The organism is Kitasatospora sp. NPDC002227 (assembly GCF_040296285.1).
In the GTDB taxonomy this organism is placed as follows: domain Bacteria; phylum Actinomycetota; class Actinomycetes; order Streptomycetales; family Streptomycetaceae; genus Kitasatospora.
Map to the genome: position 1 here is coordinate 30,742 of NZ_JBEOWY010000001.1, position 24,534 is coordinate 55,275.

Annotated in this window: 21 protein-coding genes; 7 read left to right on the forward strand and 14 right to left on the reverse strand. The window is 73.4% G+C overall.

The genetic code is table 11. The features are described from left to right. The first annotated feature begins 38 nt into the window (after nucleotides 1-38). Genes ABT095_RS00130 through ABT095_RS00140 form a run of 3 tightly spaced genes read left to right on the forward strand, consistent with a single transcriptional unit; the run spans nucleotide 39 to nucleotide 4,486 of the window. Nucleotides 39-1,937, forward strand: a complete 1,899-nt coding sequence (locus tag ABT095_RS00130) for a glycosyltransferase (RefSeq protein ID WP_350526934.1) — start codon at nucleotides 39-41, stop codon at nucleotides 1,935-1,937. After that, nucleotides 1,934-3,244, forward strand: coding sequence for a family 16 glycosylhydrolase (locus tag ABT095_RS00135; RefSeq protein ID WP_350526935.1), 1,311 nt, complete (start codon nucleotides 1,934-1,936; stop codon nucleotides 3,242-3,244). Before ABT095_RS00130 ends, ABT095_RS00135 begins: the two co-directional genes overlap by 4 nt. Nucleotides 3,245-3,256: 12 nt before the next feature. Further along, complete coding sequence (locus tag ABT095_RS00140) at nucleotides 3,257-4,486, forward strand: carboxylate--amine ligase (protein WP_350526936.1); 1,230 nt, start codon at nucleotides 3,257-3,259, stop codon at nucleotides 4,484-4,486. Here ABT095_RS00140 and ABT095_RS00145 read toward each other — a convergent pair. Continuing rightward, nucleotides 4,450-5,643, reverse strand: coding sequence for an NAD(P)-binding domain-containing protein (locus ABT095_RS00145; protein ID WP_350526937.1), 1,194 nt, complete (start codon nucleotides 5,641-5,643; stop codon nucleotides 4,450-4,452). The two genes, ABT095_RS00140 and ABT095_RS00145, sit on opposite strands and share 37 nt — an antisense overlap. A gap of 289 nt (nucleotides 5,644-5,932) precedes the next feature. On the opposite strand from ABT095_RS00145, the gene ABT095_RS00150 reads away from it, so the two are divergent. Both ABT095_RS00150 and ABT095_RS00155 read left to right on the forward strand, forming a co-directional pair. Next, nucleotides 5,933-7,174, forward strand: a complete 1,242-nt coding sequence (locus tag ABT095_RS00150; protein WP_350526938.1) for a glycoside hydrolase family 16 protein — start codon at nucleotides 5,933-5,935, stop codon at nucleotides 7,172-7,174. Nucleotides 7,175-7,339: 165 nt separating this feature from the next. Continuing rightward, entirely contained in the window at nucleotides 7,340-8,023 is a 684-nt protein-coding gene (locus tag ABT095_RS00155; protein ID WP_350526939.1) for a beta-glucanase, read from the forward strand. Between the two features lie 220 nt (nucleotides 8,024-8,243). Here ABT095_RS00155 and ABT095_RS00160 read toward each other — a convergent pair whose 3' ends face one another. The 7 genes from ABT095_RS00160 to ABT095_RS00190 all read right to left on the reverse strand — a co-directional run bounded on the left by ABT095_RS00160 (nucleotide 8,244) and on the right by ABT095_RS00190 (nucleotide 13,202). Beyond that, on the reverse strand, nucleotides 8,244-9,074 hold the full coding sequence (locus tag ABT095_RS00160) for a CHAP domain-containing protein (protein WP_350526940.1): 831 nt from the start codon (nucleotides 9,072-9,074) through the stop codon (nucleotides 8,244-8,246). Between the two features lie 72 nt (nucleotides 9,075-9,146). After that, nucleotides 9,147-10,034, reverse strand: coding sequence for a peptidoglycan-binding domain-containing protein (locus ABT095_RS00165; protein WP_350526941.1), 888 nt, complete (start codon nucleotides 10,032-10,034; stop codon nucleotides 9,147-9,149). Between the two features lie 64 nt (nucleotides 10,035-10,098). Beyond that, nucleotides 10,099-10,533, reverse strand: a complete 435-nt coding sequence (locus ABT095_RS00170) for a hypothetical protein (RefSeq protein WP_350526942.1) — start codon at nucleotides 10,531-10,533, stop codon at nucleotides 10,099-10,101. 164 nt (nucleotides 10,534-10,697) lie between these two features. Then, complete coding sequence (locus ABT095_RS00175) at nucleotides 10,698-10,967, reverse strand: hypothetical protein (protein ID WP_350526943.1); 270 nt, start codon at nucleotides 10,965-10,967, stop codon at nucleotides 10,698-10,700. Between the two features lie 6 nt (nucleotides 10,968-10,973). After that, nucleotides 10,974-11,144 (reverse strand): hypothetical protein, encoded by a 171-nt coding sequence (locus ABT095_RS00180; RefSeq protein ID WP_350526944.1) that lies wholly within the window; start codon nucleotides 11,142-11,144, stop codon nucleotides 10,974-10,976. A 414-nt stretch (nucleotides 11,145-11,558) separates the two neighbouring features. Beyond that, nucleotides 11,559-12,356 carry a GNAT family N-acetyltransferase gene (locus tag ABT095_RS00185; protein WP_350526945.1) on the reverse strand — a complete coding sequence of 266 codons (798 nt, stop codon included), beginning with the start codon at nucleotides 12,354-12,356 and terminating at the stop codon, nucleotides 11,559-11,561. A gap of 198 nt (nucleotides 12,357-12,554) precedes the next feature. Then, complete coding sequence (locus tag ABT095_RS00190) at nucleotides 12,555-13,202, reverse strand: GTP cyclohydrolase II (RefSeq protein ID WP_350526946.1); 648 nt, start codon at nucleotides 13,200-13,202, stop codon at nucleotides 12,555-12,557. A gap of 171 nt (nucleotides 13,203-13,373) precedes the next feature. Here ABT095_RS00190 and ABT095_RS00195 point away from each other — a divergent pair, with 171 nt between their 5' ends. After that, the gene (locus tag ABT095_RS00195) at nucleotides 13,374-14,294 is read left to right on the forward strand and encodes an NADP-dependent oxidoreductase (protein WP_350526947.1); all 921 of its coding nucleotides are present in this window, start codon (nucleotides 13,374-13,376) and stop codon (nucleotides 14,292-14,294) included. Beyond that, nucleotides 14,291-15,052: a VOC family protein gene (locus ABT095_RS00200; protein ID WP_350526948.1), complete on the forward strand. Its 762-nt coding sequence runs from the start codon at nucleotides 14,291-14,293 to the stop codon at nucleotides 15,050-15,052. The genes ABT095_RS00195 and ABT095_RS00200 overlap by 4 nt, the downstream gene beginning before the upstream one ends. Nucleotides 15,053-15,059: 7 nt before the next feature. Here ABT095_RS00200 and ABT095_RS00205 read toward each other — a convergent pair whose 3' ends face one another. The 6 genes from ABT095_RS00205 to ABT095_RS00230 all read right to left on the reverse strand — a co-directional run bounded on the left by ABT095_RS00205 (nucleotide 15,060) and on the right by ABT095_RS00230 (nucleotide 24,405). After that, entirely contained in the window at nucleotides 15,060-16,163 is a 1,104-nt protein-coding gene (locus ABT095_RS00205) for an NADAR family protein (protein ID WP_350526949.1), read from the reverse strand. 5 nt (nucleotides 16,164-16,168) lie between these two features. Beyond that, nucleotides 16,169-17,797 carry an apolipoprotein N-acyltransferase gene (gene lnt, locus ABT095_RS00210; protein WP_350526950.1) on the reverse strand — a complete coding sequence of 543 codons (1,629 nt, stop codon included), beginning with the start codon at nucleotides 17,795-17,797 and terminating at the stop codon, nucleotides 16,169-16,171. A 97-nt stretch (nucleotides 17,798-17,894) separates the two neighbouring features. After that, entirely contained in the window at nucleotides 17,895-19,736 is a 1,842-nt protein-coding gene (asnB, locus tag ABT095_RS00215) for an asparagine synthase (glutamine-hydrolyzing) (RefSeq protein ID WP_350526951.1), read from the reverse strand. A gap of 37 nt (nucleotides 19,737-19,773) precedes the next feature. Next, nucleotides 19,774-21,036, reverse strand: a complete 1,263-nt coding sequence (locus ABT095_RS00220) for a nucleotide sugar dehydrogenase (protein WP_350526952.1) — start codon at nucleotides 21,034-21,036, stop codon at nucleotides 19,774-19,776. 82 nt (nucleotides 21,037-21,118) lie between these two features. Further along, nucleotides 21,119-22,570 (reverse strand): MFS transporter, encoded by a 1,452-nt coding sequence (locus ABT095_RS00225; RefSeq protein ID WP_350526953.1) that lies wholly within the window; start codon nucleotides 22,568-22,570, stop codon nucleotides 21,119-21,121. Next, entirely contained in the window at nucleotides 22,567-24,405 is a 1,839-nt protein-coding gene (locus tag ABT095_RS00230) for an NAD-dependent epimerase/dehydratase family protein (RefSeq protein ID WP_350526954.1), read from the reverse strand. Before ABT095_RS00230 ends, ABT095_RS00225 begins: the two co-directional genes overlap by 4 nt. Nucleotides 24,406-24,534: the final 129 nt, after the last annotated feature.

The window sequence follows — 24,534 nt, forward strand, 5'->3', positions numbered from 1 at the left end:
GCAGTGAGCTGACCCGACAGCCCGAGGAGGGCACCCCGATGGTCGATCAGCAGACCGCGGACGCCACGCGTCCCCCGGCCGTTCTCGCGGCCCCCGCCCGTGGGCACCTGCCCACCAGCCGTACGGAGTGGGCGGTCCGGGTACTGCTGCCGCTGGCCCTGCTCCTGTGGGCCCTCGCCCTGAGCGGCACCCGGCTGAGCCGGATGGGCGACCTCGGCCTGATGCAGGCCCTCCCCCCGACGTACTGGGCCGCGGTGGCCGTGCTCACCGTCGGCTTCGTCACCGCCCTGCGCGGGCCGCTCACCTCCCGGCGCTGGCCCGCCGCCTACGTCTGCGCGCTGATCGTGGTCATCCACGCCACCCCCAGCCTGCTCTACCCGACCGTGCGCTACGCGTGGTCGTGGAAGCACCTGGCGATCATCGACGCGATGCTGCGGCACGGCGGCACCGTCCCGAACGCCGGCCACCTGGACATCTACAACCAGTGGCCCGGCTTCTTCGAGCTGAACGGCGCCGTGCTCCAGGCCACCGGGCTCTCCTCGGTGGCCGGCCTGGCCGCCTGGTACCCGCTGCTGGCCAACCTGCTGCTGATCGTGCCGCTGGTGCTGATCTTCCGGGCGCTCACCGGCGACCGGCGGCTGGTCTGGGGCGCGCTGTGGCTGTACTTCGCGACCTCCTGGATCGGCCAGGACTACTTCGCACCGCAGGCCTTCGCCTACCTGCTGTACCTGGTGGTGCTCGCCCTGGTGCTGCGCCGCCTGCCGCAGCCGAGCGAACCGCCCGCCGGGGCGCCGGCCGGGGCGCGGGCGCTCAGCCGGTCCGGCAGCGGCTGGCGGCCCGGACCGTTCCTGGCGGTGGTGGCGCTGATCGCCGCGATCGTCTGCTCGCACCAGCTCACGCCGCTGATGCTGATCAGCACGCTGACCCTGCTCGCGCTGCGCCGCCGCTACCGCGCCGTGGTGCTACCGGTGCTGGCCACGGCCGTCGGCCTGACCTTCCTCTGGGACGCCACCGTCGCCCGCCCCTACATCAGCCAGAACCTCGACAGCCTGGTCGCCGCCCTGTTCGCCGGGGACCAGAACATCCGGCCACCGGGCCAGATCAAGCTCGGTGTCGTCGACCCCGAGCAGGTCGTGGCCTCCTATCTGGCCTGGGCGACCACCGGCACCGTCCTGCTCCTGGCGGTGTACGCCCTGCTGCGCCACCGGTGGACGCGGCGCACCCCGCTGCCCTGGATGGTGCTCGCCCCGCTGCCGCTGCTGCTGGCCAACAACTACGGCGGCGAGATGGTCATGCGCGCGTACCTCTTCGCGCTGCCGGCCGCGGCCTTCCTCGCCGCCACGGCGCTGCTGCACCTCGGCCGGGCTCCGCGGGCCAAGGCGGCGGTGTCGACCGGGCTGACCCTCGCCCTGCTCGGCGGGCTGTTCTGCGGCTACTACAGCAAGGAGGCGATGAACTACTTCACGCCCCAGGAGGTCGCCGCCGCGCAGTACGTGGCCCGGACGGCCCCGGCCGGCTCGCGGATCGTGAGCGTGACGGCCGACCTGCCCGGCGGCGAGGACCGCTACGACGAGCACCAGTGGCTGGTGCTGGCCCAGACACCGCTGGCCGAGCGGCACCGGCTGCTCGCCGACCCGGCCGCCGAACTCGCCGCCAGTCTGGACGACCGGACCCTGATCGGCCCCTCCTACCTGGTGCTCACCCGGGCCCAGGCCGCCGGGTGCCGGCTGACCGGTGTCTTCCCGGCCGACACCGTGGACCGGGCCCGCGCCGCGGCCGCCTCCTCCCCGGACTACCGCCCGGTCTTCGCCAACCAGGACGCGGTGGTCTACCTCTACGCCCCCGGCGTCCCCGCCGGCACCGGCGCCTCCCCCGTGAGCCCGACATCCGTCCCGGAGAGCCTGGGCTCGGCCCCGATCGGGAGTGACCAGCCATGAACGCCTCACCGCTCCCCCCGGCACCCGTGCAGCTCACCCTCGCCCTCTGGCTGCTCGCCGCCTCCGGCTGGCTCGCGCTGGCGAGCGTCGCGCTCGACGCGGGCAGTCCGCTGCGGGCCGTGCTGCCCGTACTCTTCCTGTTCGCCTGCCCCGGCGCCGCCGTGGTGCGGGCGGCCTGGCCCGGGGCGGGCGGCCGATCCTTCGGACTGCTCGGGGCGGCGTTGCTGAGCGTGACGCTGAGTGCCGCCCTGACCGCCGTCACGACCGTGGTGCTCTACCTGGCCCACGGGTTCACCGCCGGGCGGCTGGTGATCCTGCTGGCCGCGTTCACCACGGTGCTGGTGCTGCTGCCGCGCTGGGGGCGTCGGGCCCTCGCCGGTCTGCGGCGGTCAGGGGACCGCTCCCCCCGTCCTCGGCGGCACCAGGCCGAGTTCGCCGGAGCGGCGCTGCTGACGCTGACCGCCGCCTGCGGCGGCGGCTCGATGGCCCAGCAGCCCGGCACCACGCACGCCCCCGCGTCCCGGATGCCCAACGCCACCGCGGACGCGACCACCAGCACCGACCCGGTCGACCAGCCGGCCGCGCCCGGCCCGTGGCATTCCGTACTGCACGACGACTTCGCCGCGCCCGCCCTCGACCGCACCACCTGGACCACCTGCTACGACTGGAACCAGGACGGCTGCACCAACCAGGGCAACCACGAGACCGAGTGGTACCAGCCCGGCCAGGTGCAGACCGGCCAGGGCGGGCTGACCCTGACCGCCACCCGCCGGCCCACCCAGGGCAGCGACGGCACCGTCTACCCCTGGGCCTCCGGCATGGTCAGCACCGGCCGGGACTCCTGGAACGACACCCCCAGGCGGACCTTCACCTACGGCTACTTCGCGGCCGCCATCCAGGTGCCGGCCGACGCCACCGGGATGTTCCCCGCCTTCTGGCTGATCCCTGCGGAGACCCGCAGCGCCCCGCCCGAGCTGGACATCGCCGAATTCATCAACACCAACCAGCGCGTGGACATGAACCTGCACTGGAAGACCTCCGACGGCAGCGACGGGCACGTCGGCCAGACCACCAGCGCCGCCGACTTCGCCAGCACCTACCACGTCTTCGCGATGGACTGGGAGCCGGACTCGGTGACCTGGTACGTGGACGGGGTGCAGCGGTTCCAGGTCACCAAGCCCTCGATGATCCCGCACGTGGCGATGGAGGTGGTCTTCGACCTCGCCGTCGGCTTCGAGGTGGACCCGCCCGCCAGCGTCGACTCGGCCCAGCTGCACGTGGCCTGGGTCGGGGTCTGGCAGCACTGAGGGGAGCAGCTCATGCAGCCCGAACTCGACCGCGAAGTACCGGTGTTGCTGGTCAAGACCGGCCACTACCCGCAGTCGTACAGCACGCTCGGCGTGGCCCGCTCGCTCGGTCGGCTCGGCGTGCCGGTGCACGCGATGGTGGAGGACCGGTACACCCCGACCGCGCTCTCGCGCTACCTGGCGCGGGCCGTCGTCCGCCCCAGCACCGGCCGGGAGCCGCCCGAGAAGCTGCTCGCCGGGATCACCGCCGCCGCGCGGGCGGTCGGGCGCCGCAGCGTCGCGGTGGCCACGGACGACGAATCGGCCGTGCTGCTCGCCGAGCACGCCGCCGAGCTGTCGCCGTACCTGCTGCTGCCGCCGGTGCCCGCCGCGCTGCCGCGCCGACTGGCGGACAAGGGCGGTCTGTACGGGCTCTGCCGGGCGCACGGGGTGGCCGCTCCGCAGTCCCGGGCGGCCGAAGGAAAGGAAGAACTTGTCGCGGTGGCAAGGGAGTTGGGGTACCCGGTGGTGCTGAAGAACCTGGCGCCGTTCGCCCGGCTGAGCCGGCCCGCGGTCGGGCACACCACGATGGTCGCGGACGAGACCGCGCTGCTCGCGGCCTGCCTTGCCGACGGTGCCGTGCTGGTCCAGGAGTACCTGCCCGCCGAGTCGGCGCAGGACTGGTTCACCCACCTGTGCTGCGGCCCCGGCGGCACGCCGCTGGCCGTCTTCACCGGGCGCAAGTACCGCTCGTGGCCGCCCGACGGCGGGGTGACCGTCCGGGCCGCTGCCGAGTTCAATCCCGAACTGGCCTCACTGGCAGCCGAGTTCTGCCGACGGATCGGCTACTGCGGCACTGCCGACCTGGACTGGCGGTTCGACCTGCGGGACGGCCGGTACAAGCTGGTGGACTTCAACCCCCGGGTGGGCGCGCAGTTCCGGCTCTTCGAGACGGTGTGCGGGGTGGACGTGGTCCGCGCCCTGCACCTCGACCGCACCGGCCGGCCGGTGCCGCAAGGGCCGCAGTTGGAACGCGACTTCGTGGTCGGCCAGCTCGACCTGATGACCTCGGTCGCCTCCCGCTCCCTGCCGGCGCGGCTGCCGCGGCTGCCGCGGCGCTCCCGGCAGCGGGCCTGGCTCAGCGCCGACGACCCGCTTCCCGCGTTGGCGGAGGCGGGCCGGTTCGGCGGCCGCGCGGTGGCGCACCTGGCGCGGGCCGCAGGCGCTCAGGCCAGGGCGGCGCTGATCCGCCGGGCGGCGTAGCCGGTGCCGGCCACGAAACGCATCACCGGGCCGAAGGTGTCGGCGGCCGAGAGACCGGCGAAGTAGAGGCCCGGGACGGAGGATTCGAAGGTGGGGGCCAGGCGCGGCGACCCCTCGGGGGTGTGGCGCACGCCCAGGCGAACCACCGGGTCGAGGAAGGTGAGGCGGTTCACGTCCGGCCGGTAGCCGGTGGCCGCGAGAACGTGGTCGATCTCCAAGGTCGGCGTGTGCCCCTGCAGTTCGAGGCGTACCCCGGCGCCGTTCTCCTCGGCGGCGCGCAGGCTGTGGCCGACCAGCGTGGGGAAGCGGCCCTCCACCCGCTCGCGCAGCCACCAGGCGCCCGCCGGGCCGAGCACGCTGCGCACCTTCGCCGCCCGGGTGTGGTCCGGCAGTTGCCGGAAGGCGCCCGGCAGCTTGCTGTAGGCGAGCAGCGGCCAGCCGGGGCCGAGGGTGGACCCGGGGTGGGCCAGACGCTCGCGCGGGGAGCGGTCCCGGCTGCGCTCGCGCACGGGCGGGGTGCCGAAGACCAGGTGCCGGGCGCGGGCCACCACGGTCGGCTCTGCCCCGGCCTCGTGCAGCAGCGCCGCGCTCTCCAGCGCCGACTGCCCGGCGCCGATCACCGCGACCCGCTGCCCGGCGAAGCGGGAGAGGTCGGCGTGGTCGGCGGTGTGCGAGGCCAGCCCGGCCTTGACCAGCGGGGCCAGCAGCTCGGGTACGCGGGGGTAGGGCCCGAGGCCGGTGGCAAGCACCACCGCCCGGCTCGGGTACTCCTCGCCGCTGTCCAGTCGCACCCGCAGGCCGCCCGGCCCGGAGCTCACACCCAGCACGGTGGCCCGCTCCAGCTCCGGCACGCAGCGCCGCTGGAACCACTCGCCGTAGCGGATGAACTCCTCGACCGGGATGGGGTACCGGTCACCCACCCAGCCGGTGCCCTCCTGGGCCCGGAAGTCGAGGAAGCGGTACCGCCCAACTGGATCGGAGATCGCGGAGGCGTGCGGGGTCGATTTGAGGTACATCCCGGCGGGCATCCGCTCGCGCCAGCTCTCCATCGGCTCGCCCAGGACGCGCATCGGCACCTGACGGGCCTTCAGGTGGGCGGCCACGGCCAAGCCGTACGGGCCCGCGCCGATCACGGTGACGGGTGGTTCCGGACTCATTGCCCACTCCCTCGCCAGTAGGGCCCCTCCATCCAGGATGCGCCGCCCGGCCCGGCCCGGCACGTTGCGTGGCCGACATCACGTTTGGTGACCGCCACCCCCTCCGACCTGGCTCTTTGGGCGTGTCCATGGCGAGATCGGGCCGGTCGGTGACCGAGGGGGCTTGCCTGCGGCGGGTCGTTCGCGCAGGCTCCATCGGTGTGGGTCCACGGCTCCCGGCCAGCGGAGCGGGGTGGGTCCGCGCCTGCCGCCGGGGGGACCACGGACACGAAAGGGCCTACCCCGCCGCATGCCCACCACAGCAAAGCACCGCCGTAACCGCAGTCACGGCCGCCGTCGCGCCGCCGCCCTCGCCCTGGCCCTCGCCGCCGCCGGCGTCGGCACCGCCGCCTGGGCGGCCCCGGCCAAGGCCAGCGCCCCGGTCACCGTCGACTCGCTCACCGTGAGCCCGGCCACCGCCGGTGGCTCCGTCACCGCGACCGCCAAGCTGCACTCCGCCCAGCGGCTCAAGGTACAGGCGCTCACCGTCGCCGTCCGCTCGGCCACCGGCGCCAACTACGACTTCCAGGGCACCGGGCCGACCACCCTGACCGCCCAGGGCCGCACCTTCGCCCCGCCGGCCCGTACCTTCCCGGCGGGCAGCTACACCTACTTCGTGGCGTACGAGACCAACAGCACCTGGCACAGCCTGACGCCGACCAGGAGCTTCACGGCCGGCACCGCGCCCACGCCGACCCCGGCTCCCACGCCGACGCCGACCCCCACTCCGACCCCCACCCCCACTCCGACCCCCACCCCCACTCCCACGCCGACCCCCACTCCCACGCCGACCCCGGCGCCGAGCGGTGGCCCGGTCGGGATCCCCGGTGCCTGGCGGTCGGTCTTCGCCGACGAGTTCAACGGCAGCTCGGTGGACCAGTCCAAGTGGACCGCCAACTGGTTCGGCTGCCCGACCTGCACCACGGGGCCGGCGAACAGCTACGAGGAGACCGCGTACGCGCCCTCCCAGGCGACCGAGAGCGGCGGCAGCCTCCACCTGGCCGTCGCGCAGCAGCCGACCACGGTGAACGGCACCACCTACCCGTACAAGTCGGGCATGGTGAACAGCAACGGCAAGGCGCAGTTCACCTACGGCGCCTTCGAGGCCCGGATCTACCTGCCCGCCTCGGGCGGCGCGGTCGCCAACTGGCCGGCCTTCTGGACCGACGGCCAGAACTGGCCCGCCGACGGTGAGAACGACGTCATGGAGGGCCTGAACGGCAAGGCCTGCTACCACTACCACTCGCCCTCGGGCGGCCCCGGCGACTGCGCCGTCGGCGACTTCAGCGGCTGGCACACCTACGGCGCCGACTGGGAGCCGGGCTCGGTGACGTACTACTACGACGGCAAGGAGGTCGGGAAGATCACTTCCGGCATCGCCGCGTCGCCGCATTACCTGATCCTCAACAACGCCGTCGCCTCCTTCGACACCAGCCACATCGTCGCGGGCGCCGACATGCAGGTCGACTACGTCCGGGTCTGGCAGCACTGACCCGACGGCCCGCACGGCACACCGGCCCGCCGCACCACCGCGTCCCCTGCGGTGGTGCGGCGGGCCGCTGCGGATCTCGGGCCATGCGCCGGAACGGCCACCTCGAGTGCCCGACTGATCGTCAGTTCGAGAGTATTCCGTGCACGAACCGGGCACTCCGGAGGTATGGCTGATCTGGTCTTCGACGCCCCGTTCTCCGACTCGACCCAGTGGGCGGCAGGGGTGAGCAGTGCCTACCCGCCCAGTGGGCAGAACACCGGCGACAACAAACTCGACCGCATCGTGCGCGGCTACGGCCCGGACGGCGACACCTTCGCCGCCGTCCGGCTGCCGCGCGTCCTGGGCCGGGGGCGCTGGAAGACCCCGCTGGTGACCACCGAGGGCACGGCGGGCGGCTTCGAACTGCTCCCGGGCGATCTGCTGGAGGCCGACTGCCAGGTGCTCCAGGAGCAGGGCGCCTGGCCCGCGATCTGGACCTGGGGCCGGGACGTCACCCCCGGCCACCCCCAGCCGGGCCACGGCGAGGTGGACGTCTTCGAGTACCACGACGACCACCCGCAGATGCTCGAACTCACCAACCACGTAAGGGCGGGCGAGTCCGCGTACGCCGACGGCCTGGTCACGCCCGGCCGGTGGTTCCGGATCGGCTGCCGCTTCGGGGCGGATGCGGTGGTCTGGTACGTGGACGGCGAGCAGGTGCACTCCGACGGCGCGGGCGTCGGCCCCGACTGGCGGGCCTACCTGATCGTCAGTCTCTCAATCGCCGCCGGCCACTGGGGCCACCTCGCTCCCGCGCCCAACCAGCGCCGGATCAGCTGGCAGTGCCGGAATCTGACGGTCCATCGCTGACCGGCGGTTCACTCCTGAGGCTTCGAACCGTCCCACGACACGGCGAAGCCCCGTCGGGCCGGCGACTTTTCCAAGTCGCCTTCGCCCGACAGGGCTTCGATGCGTACCGCTGCGGCTTCGGCGGACATCGTCACACCGCCGTGGCCCGCACTCCCACCGGATCACCCCGGCTGTTCTGCCGCCAGTTGCTCAGGTGTGCCGGTGTCCTGCCGGTGGTTGCTCAGAAGTGGAGCATGTGCTGGAAGGAGTTCTCCGCGCTGCTGACGCGGAGGTGGCTACGGGTGCCGTAGGCGTGGTAGTTGTTCCAGTTGTACTCCTCGACGTCGAAGGAGCCGTCGGAGTAGACCGCGTTGACGTAGGCGACGTGGCCGTAGGCCCCGTGGGTGTCGTTGACGGCGATGGCACCGACGGTCGGGGTGGTGTCGACGGTGACGCCGACGCTGCTGGCGGCGTTGTCCCAGTGCTCGGCGTTGCCCCAGGTGACGCCGCCCCAGGAGTTGGTGAAGTTCGGGACGCCGAGCCGGCTGGCGATGCGGTACGCCGCGAAGGCGGTGCAGTTGTCGGCGGCGAAGCCGCGGGTGCCGTGGTCGAAGTCGTCGGTGGGGCTCTGGTTGCCGGTGCTGCCGCCACCGCCGCTGAGGAACTGGTGGGAGGCCTCGTTGTTCTTCAGGGTGGTGTTGAGGTTGGCCTTGGCGCCGGGGGCGAAGTCCTGGCTGGCGCCGCCGAAGTTGCTGTTGAAGTAGACGCGGACGGTCTGCCCGGTGCGGTTCCACACCGACGCGGCGTTGTTCTTGACGCAGACACCCTGGCCGTTGCCGGCGCCCTTGAACTCGTAGCAGGACGGCTGGGTGGCGCCGTAGTCGCTGATGGAGCCGGTGAAGTCCGAGACCGAGCCGGCCTGGTCGCTGTTGTAGTAGAGGCAGAACTCGCCGGAGTCGCAGACTCCGTCGCGGCCGGCGGCGAAGGCCGGGGCGGAGGTGGCGCCGAGGAGGGGGACGGCCAGAGCCAGTGCGGTGCCGGCGACGGTGAGCGAGGTGCGTATCTTCTTCATGGCTGGTCTCTTTTCGTGACGTGTCATCGATGGGTTCTTGGGTCGTGCCAGGGTGGTGCCGTGCGTGTGCCGTCAGTGGGTGCGCTGGTACTGCTCCCAGGTCTGGATCGGGATGCGGGGGCCGTCGTCGGCGCCGTGGTTGGCCAGGCCGTTGAAGCCGAGGTAGTAGTCGCCGGTCTGGTTCTGGGCCTGGGTGGACAGGTCGGTGTCGTTGATCGCCGCGGCGTGGATGTGCCAAGGCCAGTCGCCCTGGGTGGGGTTGCGGACCCAGGCGGCGAAACCGACCTGGCGCAGTGCCTTGGCGACGGCGGTGCGGGTGGTGCTGGACATGCCGTCGACGCTGATGTCCACGACGCCGCCACCGTCGTGGGTGCCCGCGGAGGTGGGATCGCCGCCGGGGTTGTAGGAGCCCTGGGAGAGCGTGAGGTTGAAGCCCAGGAGGCGCTGGGCCTCGGCGAGCATGTTCTGGGTGCGGGTGTCGACGGTGTATCCGTCGCGCTGCAGCTTCGCGCCGGGCCCGATCTGGTGGGTGAGGGTGAACCGGCCCTGCCCGAGTGCGGTGAGGGAGGTGACGCCGGGCAGTCCGTTGGCGTCCAGGCCGCTGAAGCCGAGGGAGCGCTGGTAGGCGGCGTAGGCGGTGGTGGTGCTGGTGCCGAAGTAGCCGTCCACCCACTTGGCGTCGAGGAAGCCACGGGCCTGCAGGGCCTGCTCGACGGCCAGGACGGAGTCGTGGGCCCCAGGGGTCTGCGTGCTGTCGGCGCGTCGGGGATCGATCTGGGCGGCCAGGACGGTGGCCTCCATGTCCACCACGGGCAGCACGGTGGCGGTGGCCGCCGATACCTCGGCGGAGGACGGGGTCGCCGCGTGGGCCTGTGCGGTGCTCAGCACCAGGCCGCTCAGGACGGCGACGGCCGCGAGCAGTCGGGTTGCGGTGGTGCGGGTCTTGCTGGCGGACGCCATGGGTGGTTCCTTCTGGTTCGGTGGAGAAAAGCCGGGTGAGCGCTGGGAGTTATGAGCCGAGAGGTCAGCAGCGGACGTCGGTCTTGACGGCGACGTCGCCGGGGTAGGGGATGGGGCCGGTCCCGTTGAAGCCCAGGGCCTGGGTGCACTGCGTGAGGGTGGCGGCGCCCTGGGACCAGATCTCCACGTCGTTGTGGCCGCACATGGGGTCCTGGACGTCGTGGCCGCCGCCGGTGACGATGGCCGCGCACGCATCCCAGCTGCTGTGGGCGTTGCGGTAGCCCTGCCAGACGTACAGGTAGGCGTAGTTCTTGCCGCAGCCCTTGTACTGCTTCACCGAGGCCATCGTCTCCCCGTTGACGGTGAGGAGAGCGGTGCTGCCGATCTGCGTGACGCTGGAGCAGCCGGACGGGGTGGAGGCCTGAGCGGTCACGGGAACCGCGACGAGCATCGGGACGGCAAGGGCGGCGACGGAAGCGATCTTGGCGAGGAAGCGCATGGCGAAGCAACCTTCTTTCAGGGAAAGGGAGTTGGAGGAGATGCCCGCGGCGGCAGGCACGTGGCGCCGGTCCACCCGGCCGACTGGCCGGCCAGGGACTCGGGGCGCGCGGGCAGCACGCAGCAGAGCCGTGGGCGTGGTTCGTGAGGTCTTGCGTGAAGGTCTTAGGTGAGGGCGAGGCGCCGGCCGCGCGGGGTCGGCGTGTGCCGCAGGGCGCGTTCGCAGACGCGGCCCGGGCTCGCGGTCGCCGCATCCGAACTGGCCGCGATGATTGCGGCGGCGATGCGGCAGTGGTCGAGGTCGACGCGGGCGCGGAGGTGGTCCAGCCGGTCTTCGCGTCGGTGGTGGATCCAGGTCGGATCGGTGACCGTCTCGGCAGTCAGGTGCGATGACGCCGGATCAGCACGGTTGAGGGTCACCGCGACCGGATGCACATCGGGTCAGATGCTGTGCGGCAGTGCGGCGTGAGGGGTGTCCCAGTCGAAGCCCGAGGCGGTGGCGGTGCGTTGGACGGTCGAGTGGTCTGCGGCGCCGGCCGCGGCGGTGGCGCCCGGGCCGACGGTGAACGCCACGACCGTGGCAGCGCACGCGAGGTGTATCGAGTGATCCACGACTGTTCTCCCCTGTTTCTCAACTCATGTGTGTCCGTTGGTAGTTCGCGGAGCTTGGCCGGTTTCTCCGGCGTTCTCCGCTGCTGAGAAAGATCCTGCCGTCCAGGTGGGGCGATGTCACGGCTGTCGAGGTGGCACCAAGTCTCTTGGCACCTAGGTGCAAGATCATTTATGGTCGGGTGCGGGCCATTTCGGCGCTGCCGTACGGGTCGTCCGTGCCCGCACGACCCTGGCCGGTAATCTGCGCCCGGGGGAGGCGCAGGCGCGTGAAGCACCCGACGGGCTGCTGGAGCTGACGCTGCTTCAGTCCACGGCCGGCTCCCGTGGCAGTGGTTGTCCGCAGCGGCTTCCAGGACAGCTTCCGCAAAATGACTCCGACACCCCTGTGCTGCGCCCGGTGGCCGCGTTGCCGCGCTACGCCTCGCGGTCGTTGCGCTGGGGCGGGTAGACGTATGGAGTCGTTGTGCTCAGGACGGCGAACCCGAGTCGTTGCAGGATGGGGCGGCTCTGGTCGGTCGCGTCGACCTGAAGGTAGCGGTAGCCGAGGCCGGCGGCGATCCGGGCGCGATGGGCGACCAAGGCCCGGTAGATACCCCGGCCTCGCCAGGCGGCCACAGTGCCGCCGCCCCAGAGGCCCGCGAACTCCGTGCCCGGGTTCAGTTCCATCCGCGCCGAGCAGACGGGCAGGTCGCCGGCCATCGCGACGACCATGCTGACCGTTCCCGAGTCCTGGGTCAGTTGGGCGAGCAGCCGCTGCCGCAGACCGGTGCCGCTGGTGCCGAAGGCCTGCTCGTGGACGTCCACCACGAGATCCACTCCCGCGGGATCGGTCACCGGGAGCAGGCGGACGCCCTCGGGCAGCGCGAGGTCGGTCGGCAGATCCTGGATCCGGGCCACCATCACCGCCTCCTCGGGCTCGGCTGTGAACCCGGCCGACCGCAGCCGCCTCCCGAGATCGCCGGGCCGGTCATGGGCGTATGCCTTCCACTCGAACTCGCGCCCCAGCGTGCCGAAGTAGCGCACTTGCGCCGAGATCGCCGCATCCGCTGTGGCATCGTCGAGGTCCGACCAGAGGACGCCGTTCCAGTCGTGATCCTCGCCGATCTGCCGCACGACGTCGCCGTCACGCTCGACGCGGGCTCCGGCACTGTCGGGCTGCGCATCGCGCCTCATCTGGCGGTCGAACAGGGCGAGCACCTCTTCATGATCCATCCGCCCACTCCAGCATGAGGCGGGCGGCCTCGCCATTGAGTTCTGTCCTGTTCCCAGCAGACGTGACTGATCACGCGGCACGCGTCGGGAGACGGCCGCCCCAGCGGGTTCCTTTCTCGCTGCGGATGCGGATGCGGATGCGGGCGCGTTCGCGACGCTGTGCGGCCAAGACGTCGGTGAACCCATGCGGTCACAGCACTAGGCGGTGAGGGGGAGGGTGTGGGCCGTGGTGGTGGGGGTGCCGGTGGCCTTGGTGCGGAGGTAGTGGCGGTTGGCGGGGGAGAGGTGGAGGGCGGTGGGGAGGCGGGTGGTGACGGTGAGGCCGTGGGTGGTGAGCTGGGCGGCCTTGTCGGGGTTGTTGCTGAGCAGGCGCAGGGTGGTGGCGCCGAGGGTGGTGAGCATCTGGGCGGCGGCGGTGTAGTCGCGGCCGTCCTCGGGCAGGCCGAGGGCGGCGTTGGCGGCGTAGGTGTCGAGGCCGGAGTCCTGGAGGGCGTAGGCGTCGAGCTTGTTGTAGAGGCCGATGCCGCGCCCCTCCTGGCGGAGATAGAGAAGGTAGCCGCCGGCCTCGGTGATGCGCTCGGCGGCCTCGCGCAGCTGGGGGCCGCAGTCGCAGCGGGCCGAGCCGAAGACGTCGCCGGTGAGGCACTCGGAGTGCAGGCGGACCAGCGGGGGCCGGGCGGGGTCGGGGGTGCCGAGCGCCAGCGCGAGGTGCTCGAGGCCGTCGGCGAGGCCGTGGAAGGTGAAGACCTCGGCCTCGGTGCGGTAGTCGTCGGGGAAGGTGAGGGGGACGTGCACCCGGGAGCGGACGGAGGCCGTGGGCAGCGGGGCGGGGTGAGTGGTCGGCATGCCGGGCCTCCGGGCGGGGTGGGTGCTGTGGTTCAGATTCGAACCAGTTCGGGCGGGTCGACCGTACCCCGTAGTTCCAATTTGAACAACCTTGTTGCGGGGAGGTGACCGGCGCCCCGTTCGGCGCAGCCCGTTCGGCCGTGCCCGCCGGCCGCCCGCAAGCTGGGAGCTGTGTCGAAGGCGTACGCGTTCACGGCGTTCGGCGGGCCGGAGGGCCAGGCGTTCCTGGACCGGCCCGTACCCGTGCCCGGCCCCGGGGAGCTGCTGGTCGAGGTCCGGGCGGCCGGGGTCAACCCGGTGGACTGGAAGGTCCGGCGCGGGCTGCTCGGGCGGGAGCTGCCGCTGCCGCACGTCTTCGGGAGCGAGGTCGCCGGAGTCGTGCGGGGCCTCGGGCCGGGGGTGGCAGGCTTCGAGGCGGGGGCCGCGGTCTTCGGTCCGACGCTCACCGGCGGGTACGCCCGGCACACGCTGCTGCCCGCCGCGCAGAGCGCCCGCCTGCCGCCGAACGTCTCCCACGTACAGGCCGCGGTGCTGCCGGTGGCGGCCGGCGCGGCCTACGACGCGCTCGGGCAGCTCGCGCTCGGCGAGGGCGGGACGCTGCTGATCCTCGGCGTCGGTGGCGGGGTCGGCACGGTCGCCGCCCAGCTGGCCAGGCGGGCGGGCCTCGTGGTGCTGGGCACGGTGAGCGAGGCCGGCCGGGCGTACGTCGAGGGGCTGGGCGTGACGCCGGTACGGCACGGCGAGGGGGTGGCCGGACGGATCAGGGCGGCGGCGCCGCAGGGGGTGGACGGCGTGCTCGACCTGGTCGGCGGGGAGGACGCCCGGGCGGCGGCCGAGACGCTGCGGCGGCCCGGCCGGCTGGTGTCGACCGTGGACCCGGTCACCGCCGTCGAGCTGGACGGCACCTTCGTGCGCCGCACCCACACCGCCGACACCCTCGACGCGCTGGCCGCCCTGGTGGCGGCCGGTGAGCTGGACCCGCGGATCACCGCGACTTACCCGCTGGAGCAGGCCGGGCAGGCGCTCGCCGCCGTGGAGACGGGGCACGTGCGCGGCAAGGTCGTGCTGGAGATCGGAGCTGAGGACAGATGAAGTTGACCCAGGTGGAGACCGGGGCGCCGTGCTGGGTGGAGCTCGGCACGAGTGATCCGGAGGCCGCGAAGCGGTTCTACGCCGAGCTGTTCGGCTGGCAGGTGGAGACCGACCCGCGGCCGGAGGCGGGCGGGTACACCTCGCTCCTGCTGGGCGAGGTCCCGGTGGCCGGGCTGGCGCCGCTGTACGCGCCCGGGCAGCCGACCGCCTGGACGGTCTCGTTCGCGGTGGCGGACGCCGACGCGGTGGCCGAGGCCGTCCGCAGCCGGGGCGGGGCCGTGACGATGGAGCCGATGGAGGTCTTCGACCTCGGACGGTTCTCGGTGCTGGCCGACCCGGCCGGTGCGGTGTTCTCGGTCTGGCAGGCGCGCGCCTTCGCCGGGGCCGGGGTGCTGAACGAAGCGGGCTCGCTCGGCTGGGTGGAGCTGGCCACCCGGGACACGGCCGGGGCGAAGGAGTTCTACACCCGGGTGTTCGGCTGGAGCGTCACGCTGGGCGAGACCTACACCCAGTGGGGCCTGGAGGGGCGGGACTTCGGCGGGATGCTGGACATGAAGGACCAGTTCCCGGACGGAGTCCCGCCCTACTGGATGCCGTACTTCGCCGTGGAGGACGTGGACCTGACGGCGGAGCGGGCGGTGGCGCTGGGTGCCGAGGTGGTGCTGCCGCCCTCGAAGATGGACGGCGGGCCGAGGCTGGCGGTGCTGCGGGACGCGCAGGGCGCCGTGTTCGGCGTGCACCAGGTGCGGCCTGCCTAAGGCCCGCCTAGATCCCCGCGGCCTCGGCCGCCAGCTCGGCCCGGACCAGCTCGAGCAGGCGGCCGGCCCAGTTGCGGCCCTCGGCGCCGTGCTGGCCCCAGAAGCGGGGCGAGTCGGAGTCGGAGTAGCGCAGGGCGGCATCGCCGGTGGCGAGCAGGATCGCGGCGAGCTCGGGGTGCTGGGCGTACTTGGCGCGCAGCAGCCGGGCCATCACCGCCGTGCGGGCCGGCTCCCAGCCGGGCCGCCGGGGCGCCTGCTCGGCCGCCTTCCGGGCGTTGTAGCCGTTGCTCGCCGCCCGGATCGCGGCGCGGTGCTGCTCGTCCTCGGTGGAGAGCGCCCAGAAGGCGTGGCTGACCGTCGGGTACTCCACGCCGTCGACCACGACGGGGGCCGGGTAGTCGTTGCGAAGCCCCACCCGGCCCGGCTCGGCGGGCCAGCCGTTCGGGTGGTGGACGTGCGGCAGGTCGATCGCGGTGCCACGCGGTTCGTCCGGGTGGGCCGTGGCCTTGCGCTTCTCGCGCGCGGCCGTGCGCTCGGCGAAGTAGGCCAGCGCCCCGGCGTAGTGCTCCTCGGAGACCACCCGATCCGCCCCTGGCGGGCAGGCGCCGGGACCGGCCACCAGCACCTTGAGCGGCCAGTCCTTGCTGTCCATGTCGCCCAGCGCGTAGCGCCTCAGGTGCTCGGGGATGTCCAGGTACGCCCGGCGCAGCTCGGCGCGGCGCTCCTCGGTCTGATCGGCCAGGAAGGCGTCGGCGGCGGCCAGGCAGCGCTGGGTGGAGTTCGGGCGGTTGTTGAGCCGGTCGATCTCGTCCCGGACCTCGCCGAGCAGCTCCTCCGGGGAGATCCAGGACTGGGCCTGGGCGAAGGTCCAGCTGCCCACATGGTGGGCCGAGGCCCGGGCGCCGTCCGGCAGTTCGGTGGCCACCCAGCCGGTGCGCAGCTTCTCGGCCAGCTCGTCGAGGGTGACCAGGCCCCAGCAGTCCACCAGGCCGTCGGCGTAGATGATCAGGTCGGTGAGGTGGTAGCCGCCGTTGCGGATGAAGATGTGACGCCAGGTGCCGGGGATGCGCTCCCCGTCGGCGTGCCGGAAGGTGGGCTGATGGATGGCCATGCCGGTCAGGTTAGGGGCGAGGCCTCGCGGTCGGCAGCTGGATTTCGCACGCAAGTGCGGCCGGTGCGGCCGGGGCGCCGGGAGCCGGAGCCCCGGCCGAAGGCGTAGAGGGCGGCGCTGAGGGTGGTCGCGACGGCGGTGACGGGGGCCCAGTCGCCGAGGCGGTCGTACCAGGTGCGGGCGCCGGGGGCGGCCAGCGGGAGCTGGACGGTGAGCGCGCCGGTGGCGTCGGTGCCCAGGTGGGCGAGACGGCGGCCCTGGCGGTCGTACGCGACGGAGACGCCGGTCAGCGAGGCCTGGACGACGGGGCGGCCGGTCTCGGCGGCGCGCAGGGCGCCGAGCGAGGCGTGCTGCTCGGGGGCCCAGGTGCCCTGGAAGGTGGAGGTGGCCGACTGGTACACGAGCAGCCTGGCGCCGTCCTCGGCGGCGGTGCGGGACATGTCGGGGAAGGCCGATTCGAAGCAGATCAGCGCGCCCAGCGGCAGGGGCTGCCCGCCGCGGTCGACGGCCGGCAGCAGGTGGAAGGCGGTGCCGGGGGCCCGGTTCTCGCCCGCCGCGCGGCTCACCCCGGCGATCCAGCCGAGCACCGGGCGCAGCGGGATGTACTCGCCGAAGGGCACCAGGCGGATCTTGCGGTAGCGGGCGGCGATGCCGTCGGGGGTGATCAGGACGGTGTCCTTGGAAATCCGGCCGTCGGCCTTGCGGGCGTCCTCCCCGGCGAGCAGCTGGGCGCCGGTGGCGGCGGAGAGCTGCCGGAGCCGGTCCAGGGCCGGGCGGTCGCGGTCCAGGTCGGCGGTGGAGCTGCTCTCGCCCCAGACGATCAGGTCCAGCGGCTGCCCGGTGAGCGAGGCGGTGATCCGGGCGCTGGCGTCGAAGCGGGCCTGCGGGTCCTCGACGATGCCGGGCTGGACGAGCGCCACGGTGACACTCCGGCCCGGGGAGGGCTGGGTGCGGAACGCGAACAGGACCGGCCCGGCGGCCACGGTGAGCGCGAGGGCGCCGGCGGCGAGCGCTCTCAGCGAGAGCGGACGGGCCGTCAGCAGGATCACCGCGGCCGTGTTGGCGGCCACCACGGCCGCGCTGACCAGCCAGGCGCCGCCGACCGAGGCCAGCGCCAGGACGGCCGGGTGCCGCCACTGGGTCGCGCCGAGCAGGGCCCAGGGCCCGCCGAGCGCGTGCCAGGAGCGGGCGTACTCGGTGGTGACCCAGACGGCCGGCACGACCACCAGGGCGGCCAGCGCCCGTCGGGTGGTGAGCGGCGGGTGCAGCAGCCGGTGGACGGCCAGGCCGACGGCCGCCTGGAGAGCGCCGAAGAGCAGCGCGATGGCCAGCAGGCCCGGGCCGACCGAGGGGATCAGCCAGTACATCCCGGTGAGGATGAACCCCGCGCCGAACCACCATCCCCGCACGGCCGCCTCCCGGGCGCTCGGCGCCCGCTGCATCAGCAGGAAGCCGGGCACCAGCGCGACCCAGGCCAGCGCGGACAGTCCGGGCGCCGGGAAGGCCAGCACCGGGACGGCCCCGGCGAGCAGCGCGGCGTACCGGGGCGGTCGGGAGAAGGCGGCCCGGAGCCGGGGGAAGACGCCCCGGTTCCGAGCGCCGTCGGTCCGGGGGGAGGCGGCCCGAAATGTCATGCACCGATTGTCTTCTTTTCGGGCCGCCCGCACCCGCGTCTTCGCAGGTGTTTCCCGCGAAACCGTCAGATTCGACGGGACGGGGGAGCAGCGGCGCTCAGAGCACCACCTCGACGTCGTAGCCGCTCAGCCACTCGTGCAGCTGGAGCGTCGTCTCCAGGGCCGCGCGGCTCATCCCCCGTTCGAGCGCCGCCGCGCCCTCGCGGGCGACGGCCTTCTTCAGCTGCTCGGAGAAGAACGGCGCCAGCCGGCTCTCGCCGGTCCGGACCGTCCCGGCCAGCCGCTCGCGGAGCGTCCGGTCGTAAGCCTCGGCGCGGATGGACGGATAGGGGGTCTTGATCCGCTGGGCCACGGCCTCGGGGAGGAGGTCCCGCATGGCGGCCCGCAGCAGGCTCTTCTCGCGGCCGTCGAAGCTCTTCATCGCCCACGGGACGTTGAAGGTGTACTCGACCAGCCGGTGGTCGGCGAACGGCACCCGGACTTCGAGCCCGCAGGCCATGCTCATCCGGTCCTTGCGATCGAAGAGCACCTGGGCGTGCCGGGTGAGCGCCAGGTAGGTGACCTCGCGGTAGCGTGCCTCGGCCGGGTCGGCGAGGTGCTCGTGGGCGGAGATCTCGGCGACGGCGGCGCTGTGGCTGTCCCGCTCGTACGCGGCGAGGTCGAGCTTGGCCAGCAGGTCGGGGGCGAAGAGGACGTCGTTGCCCTGGTAGGCGGCCCGGCCCTCGTGGACCCACGGGAAGGTGGGGGAGAACACCGTGTCCGGCTCGCGCTGCCAGCGGTAGCCGCCGAAGACCTCGTCGCCGCACTCTCCGGAGAGGGCGACCGTGGAGTGCTGCCGGACGAGGCGGAACAGCAGGTGCAGCGAGGCGTGCTCGTCGCCCTTGGCGATCGGCAGGTCGTAGGCGGTGAGCACCGAGGCGCGCAGCGCCGGGTCCAGCAGGTCCGGCGCCTTGAGCGGCAGCTCGCTGTGGAGGGAGCCGACGTGCTCGGCGAGGATGCGGGCGTAGATGTGGTCCTCGTTGGCCGCGCGGCCGGCCGTGCCGTCGAGGTCCGGGTCGCTGACCGAGCAGGAGCGGATCCGCCCGCCGCCCTGGGCGGTCGAGATGCGCGCGGCGAGAGCGGTCAGCGAGCTGGAGTCGAGGCCGCCGGAGAGCAGGGTGCAGAGCGGCACGTCGGCGACCATCTGCTCGGTGACCACGGTCTCGAGCAGCCCGCGGACGGTACCGATGGTCTGCTCCAGCGAGTCGGTGTGCTCGGCGACCCGCAGCTGCCAGTAGCGCTCCTCCCGGGCGCCGGAGCGGGAGACGCGCAGCGTGCAGCCGCCGGGGAGTTCGCGCATGCCCCGGAAGACGGCCCGGCCCGGGACCTTGGCGACCGAGAGCACGTCGCGCAGCCCGTCCGCGTCGAGCACGGCCTTGAAGTCCGGGTGGGCGAGGATCGCCTTCGGCTCCGAGCCGAACAGCACGCCGGTCGGGGTGGTCGCGTAGTAGAGCGGCTTGACGCCCATCCGGTCCCGGACCAGCAGCAGCTCCTCGCGGTCGGCGTCCCAGATCGCGAAGGCGTAGATGCCCTCCAGGCGGGTGGCGAAGCCGGGCCCCCACTGGAGGTAGGCGCGCAGCACCACCTCGGTGTCGCTGCGGGTCCTGAAGCGGTGGCCCAGGGCGGCGAGTTCGGCGCGCAGCCGCTCGAAGTTGTAGGTCTCGCCGCTGTAGGTCAGCGCGGCCCGGGCGCCGGGGCCCTCGTCGGCCGCCATGGGCTGGCAGCCGCCCTCGAGGTCGATGACGGAGAGCCGTCGGTGGCCGAGGGCGACGTGCCGCCCGTACCAGGTGCCGGTGGCGTCCGGGCCGCGCCGGGCCATCGTCACGGTCATGGCCTCGGCGATGTCCTGGTACCGGGCGACGTCCCGGGAGTAGTCGACCCAGCCTGCGATACCGCACATGTCAGTTGCTCCTGAGGAAGTAGTGGGGGACTTCGGGTCACAGACGCTCGACGTGCGCCTGCGGGGCCAGCGCGCCGCGGGTGTCGAGCAGCAGCGGGGCGTGGGCGGCGAGCTGGTCGAGGTCGTACGCGCGGTGGCGCTGCAGCAGGACGGCGATGTCGGACGCGGCCAGTGCCTCGGGCAGCTCGGCGGCGGTGGCGGTGACCGGCACGCCGTCGACCTCCCAGGCGGGTACGTACGGGTCGTGGAAGGTCACCTCGGCGCCGAGGGCGCGCAGGCGGCGGACGACATCGCGGGCCGAGGTCTCGCGCTGGTCGGCGATGTCGGCCTTGTAGGTGACGCCGAGGAGCAGCACCCGGGCGCCGCTGAGCGTGCGGCCGGTGCGGTCGAGCAGGTGCTGCACCCGCTCGACCACGTACCGGGGCATCCGGGTGTTGATCTCCTGGGCGAGCTCGACCATCCGGAACGGGTAGCCGAGGGTGCGGACCTTGTGGGCCAGGTAGTTGGGGTCGATCGGGATGCAGTGGCCGCCTACGCCCGGACCGGGGCGGAAGGCCTGGTAGCCGAAGGGCTTGGTGGCTGCGCAGGAGATCGCGTCCCAGAGGTCGATGCCCAGCTCGTGGCAGAACACCGCCATCTCGTTGACCAGCGCGATGTTGACGTGCCGGTAGGTGTTCTCGATCAGCTTGGCCATCTCGGCCTCGCGGGTGCCTGCGGCCTGGACGACTTCGTCGACCAGCTTGCCGTAGAAGGAGGCGGCCGCGGCCGTGCACCCGGGAGTGTGGCCACCGACGACCTTGGGGGTGTTGCGGATGCCGTAGACCGTGTTGCCGGGGTCGACCCGCTCGGGGGAGAAGGCCAGGTGGAAGTCGGCGCCGGCGCGCAGGCCCGAGCGCTCCAGGATCGGGCGGACCACCTCGTCGGTGGTGCCGGGGTAGGTGGTGGACTCCAGCACCACGAGGGTGTCGGGCCGCAGGTGGCGGCCGACGGCCGCGCAGGCGGACTCGACCATGGCCAGGTCCGGCCCGCCGTGCTCGGCGAGCGGGGTCGGCACGCAGATGACGACGGTCGCGGCTCCGGCGATCACGCTCTCGTCGGTGGTCGCGCGGAACCCGGCCGCGTGCATGGCGGCGACCTCGGCGTCGGTGATGTCGTCGACGTGCGAGACACCGGAGTTCAGACTCGCGACGAGCCCGGCGCTCGTGTCGAGCCCGGCCACCGTCAGCCCGGAGGCAGTCGCCTCGCGGGCGAGCGGCAGTCCGACGTAGCCGAGACCTATGACGACCAGATCAGTGGGCACAGTGGTCCTCTCCGAGGTGGCAGTGCTGAGGTAGGAGTGCTGAGGCAGCAGTGCTGAGACAGCGGTTCTGAGGTAGCGGTGCTCACGCGGCGCGGGCGCGCCCGGCGAGCAGGGCGACGAGCGCCATCGGCACCAGGAGCAGCGCGAAGGCGGCGGCGTACCCGGGGAGCTGCGAACTACCGGCCGTGAGAAAGCCGTTGAGTACGACGGAGGCCGATGCCAGCAGCACGACCTGGCCGAGGTTCATGGTGGTCTGCATCACGCTCGTCACCCAGCCCTGCCGACCGGTCGGGCTGTGGCTCAGGGACAGCACGGTGACGCAGGGGTCGAGCAGGCCCATGCCGGCGGCCGACAGCGGCATGGCGGCAGCCGCCGTGAGCGGGGGCACCCCGGGCAGCGAACCGGCGGCTGCGAGGCCGACCGAGACGGCCATGACCACCGCGCCGACCACCACCAGGCGGTGCCGGGCGACGTGCTGGAGCAGCTTGCCCTGCACCCAGGAGGCGCCCGACCAGACCACGGCGGAGGCCGTGAAGGCGATGCCGGTGACCGCCGCCGCCACGTGCCGCTCGGTGACCAGCATCAGCGGCACCAGGGCCTCGACCGTGAAGTACGTGCCTGCCGTGAGCCCGCGCAGCAGCACCGCCGTCGGCAGCCCCCGCCGGGCCCGCCAGGTGCCCGCGGGCAGCAGCCGGGGGGCGAACACCACGAGCAGGCCGATGCCAGCCGCGGCGAACGGCAGGTGCCGCGCGTCCCAGGCCGAGACGCCGTACTGGCCGAGGGCCGCGCCCAGGCTGAGCAGGGCGGCGAGCAGCACCGGCGGGCGCGAGCCGGTCGGCTGGGAGCCGTCCGGCCCGGGCGCCGGGCCGGCGCGGAGGACCAGGACGAGGGCGAGGGCGGGGAGCACGGTCAGTGCCGCCAGGCCGTAGAAGACGACCCGCCACGACCACCACTCGGCGACCAGCCCGGCCAGCGGCGGGCCCGCGAGCGAGGGGACGATCCAGCTGGTGCTCAGCAGGGCGAGCATCCGGGGGCGCAGGTGCTCGGGATAGGCCTGGCCGATCGCGGTGGTGACGGAGACGGCGACCATCCCGGCCGCCAGGCCGTCCAGGAACCGGCCGGCCGCGAGCTGCCAGATCGAGCCGCTGGTGGCGGAGACCACCAGCGTCAGGACGGACAGGACCATCCCGGCGGCCAGCGGTCGCCGGGCGCCCGCGCGGTCCGCCCAGTGGCCGCCGAGCACCCCGCCGAGCAGGCTCGCTGCGACGAAGCACCCCGCCACCACGGGGAAGAGCGCCACGCCGTCCAGCTCCCGGGCCGCCGTCGGCAGGATCGGCATGACGGCCAGGGCCGCGAAGCCGGTCAGGAACATCACGGCCGTGAAGGTGGCCGAGGCCGCGGCGTGGGGCCGGGCGAAGAGGCCTGCCGCCTCGGGCCGGGCTTCGGCCTCGGGCCGGCGTGTCGTCTCGGGGTGGGCCGTCGTCTCGGGACGGACCGTCGTCCCGGGGTGGGCCAAGTCCGGTCGGTCGGTCATCGCGCCGGTCCGCCGAACGGGTCCGTGGGGGTGTCGTGGGTGTCGCAGGCCAGCCACTGGGCCAGGGCGCGGGCGCCCTGGACGAGGTCGGCGGAGGGGGTCCAGCCGAGGTCGGCGGTGATCCGGGCCGTGGACACCGGCGGGGTGTGCGGGGCGGGAGCGGCCGTCGCTTCCCAAGGGGTGCGACGGGCCACCTGGGCCACCAGTTCGGCGAGTTCCTGCTCGGTGCGGGTGGCGGAGGCGGCGTTGAGCACCGCCGGGCCGGCCGGGTGGGCCAGTACGGCGGCGAGCGCCCCGGCCTGGTCGCGGTAGTCGGTCAGCTGGTGGGTGCGCGGGCCGGCCGCCACCGGTAGCGGGAGGCGCGTCCAGGCCCGGTGCATCCAGGTGGCGAGGGCGCCCTCCAACGGGGCGTGCGGGCCGACCGGTTCGGCGAAGCGGACGATCTGGACGGGGACGCCCTGCGCCCGGCCCCAGGCGAGGCAGGCCTGCTCCTCGCTCCACCAGGCTGCCGCCGTACCGTCCTGCGGGCACGCGGTGAGGCTGTCCTCGGCGCTGTCCGGCGCGCCCCGGTAGACGGCGGTCGACCCGGCGTAGACCAGTCGGCGCACGCCCGACTGCCGTGCGGCGGCCAGGACTTCGGCGACCGGCCGGGCGAGCGGATCGCCCAGGTGGATCAGGGTGGTGGGGCCCGGTGTGCCGAGCGGGGCCGCCTGGTGCCCCAAGTCGCTCAGCAGGCCGGTGAGTTGGGCAGCGTATCCGGGTCGTCCGCTCACGGCGACGGTGGCCGGCGCAGGGGGCCGTCCGGTGCTCTCGGTGGCCCGGCCCGCCGCGAGGGCGGCCAGTGCGAGGTCGCGGATCGGCGGGATCATCGGCAGCAGTTCGGCGCGGGTGTACTCCTCGCAGAGCCCGCCCGGGCCGAGCGACTCCATCACGGCGGCGGCGACCTCCGGTGCCGGGTCCTCCTTGGTCAGCCCGGCCAGCACGAGACCGGTGGCGAAGCCGGTGAGCCAGACCTCGCGGCACACCTCGGCGGGCAGGTCGGGCCGCGCCGCCGCGTCGAACGCCGCCAGGCAGGCGTCGAGCACTCCGGCCCGGCGCAGGTACCGCTCGGTCTCCAGGTACTCCCACCCGGAGTCGTGGCGCACGGCGCAGCGGGCCCAGCCGTACTGGTAGAAGGGCACCACGGAGAAGTCCGCGCAGTCGGCCGGACCGGCCGGGGTCGCCCGGGCGGCCTGCTCGGTGAAATACGTGGCGCAGCGCCAGCCGTGGGAGCTGTTGCCCGCGATGCTGGGCAGGTCGTCGTGGTCGGCGGTGCTGGGGACGGCGATCCGGACGGGGATGCCGAGGTGCTTCAGGTAGCGCTGGATCACCACGTCATAGGGCCAGCCGTCACCGTGGGCGGCGGCGAACTCCTGGTAGCCGCGGGCTGCTTCGGCCGGCAGCAGCAGGGCGAGCGAGGGCACGTGCTCGTCGATGGCGTACGCCCAGGCGGCGCCGAGCAGCGCCCCGAGCCGGACGACTCCGCTGTTGCGGCCGTCCCAGCCCTCGTAGCAGGCCACCGCCTCGCCCGGGGCGGCCGCGGCGGCCTGCTCGAGGTGTTCGAAGAACCCGGCCGCGAGCAGCACGTCGTCCTGGAGCACCAGGTGGTGGGTGGCCTCCGGGGCGACGCAGCTCCAGGACGGGTCGGCGACGCGCAGGGCGGTCGGCGGCCCGGTGGGATCGGGGTCGGCCACGACGCGGATGCGCCCCTGCGGGTCCGCCGCGGCGAGGGCCCGGGCCGCCTCGATCCGTCTCGGATGGGTCATGACGGCGCCGGACAGGAAGACAGGACTCAAGGGGGTTCCTTCTCTCAGAGCATGCACCGGTCTCCGGTGGCGATCTCGCCGCGCAGAAATCGGTCGTGGATGTCTCGGTGCACCACGAGATCTTCGGGGGCGGAAAAGCTCCCCGACTGATTCGAAGCA

Excerpts from the sequence above, each read along its gene's own strand:
- ABT095_RS00135 (WP_350526935.1), top strand. The coding sequence starts at position 1,934 with ATGAACGCCTCACCGCTCCCCCCGGCACCCGTGCAGCTCACCCTCGCC.
- ABT095_RS00190 (WP_350526946.1), bottom strand. The coding sequence starts at position 13,202 with ATGCCGACCACTCACCCCGCCCCGCTGCCCACGGCCTCCGTCCGCTCC.
- ABT095_RS00145 (WP_350526937.1), bottom strand. The coding sequence starts at position 5,643 with ATGAGTCCGGAACCACCCGTCACCGTGATCGGCGCGGGCCCGTACGGC.
- lnt (WP_350526950.1), bottom strand. The coding sequence starts at position 17,797 with ATGACATTTCGGGCCGCCTCCCCCCGGACCGACGGCGCTCGGAACCGG.
- ABT095_RS00155 (WP_350526939.1), top strand. The coding sequence starts at position 7,340 with ATGGCTGATCTGGTCTTCGACGCCCCGTTCTCCGACTCGACCCAGTGG.
- ABT095_RS00185 (WP_350526945.1), bottom strand. The coding sequence starts at position 12,356 with ATGGATCATGAAGAGGTGCTCGCCCTGTTCGACCGCCAGATGAGGCGC.
- ABT095_RS00200 (WP_350526948.1), top strand. The coding sequence starts at position 14,291 with ATGAAGTTGACCCAGGTGGAGACCGGGGCGCCGTGCTGGGTGGAGCTC.
- ABT095_RS00160 (WP_350526940.1), bottom strand. The coding sequence starts at position 9,074 with ATGAAGAAGATACGCACCTCGCTCACCGTCGCCGGCACCGCACTGGCT.
- ABT095_RS00170 (WP_350526942.1), bottom strand. The coding sequence starts at position 10,533 with ATGCGCTTCCTCGCCAAGATCGCTTCCGTCGCCGCCCTTGCCGTCCCG.
- ABT095_RS00225 (WP_350526953.1), bottom strand. The coding sequence starts at position 22,570 with ATGACCGACCGACCGGACTTGGCCCACCCCGGGACGACGGTCCGTCCC.
- ABT095_RS00140 (WP_350526936.1), top strand. The coding sequence starts at position 3,257 with ATGCAGCCCGAACTCGACCGCGAAGTACCGGTGTTGCTGGTCAAGACC.
- ABT095_RS00130 (WP_350526934.1), top strand. The coding sequence starts at position 39 with ATGGTCGATCAGCAGACCGCGGACGCCACGCGTCCCCCGGCCGTTCTC.
- ABT095_RS00205 (WP_350526949.1), bottom strand. The coding sequence starts at position 16,163 with ATGGCCATCCATCAGCCCACCTTCCGGCACGCCGACGGGGAGCGCATC.
- ABT095_RS00150 (WP_350526938.1), top strand. The coding sequence starts at position 5,933 with ATGCCCACCACAGCAAAGCACCGCCGTAACCGCAGTCACGGCCGCCGT.
- asnB (WP_350526951.1), bottom strand. The coding sequence starts at position 19,736 with ATGTGCGGTATCGCAGGCTGGGTCGACTACTCCCGGGACGTCGCCCGG.
- ABT095_RS00165 (WP_350526941.1), bottom strand. The coding sequence starts at position 10,034 with ATGGCGTCCGCCAGCAAGACCCGCACCACCGCAACCCGACTGCTCGCG.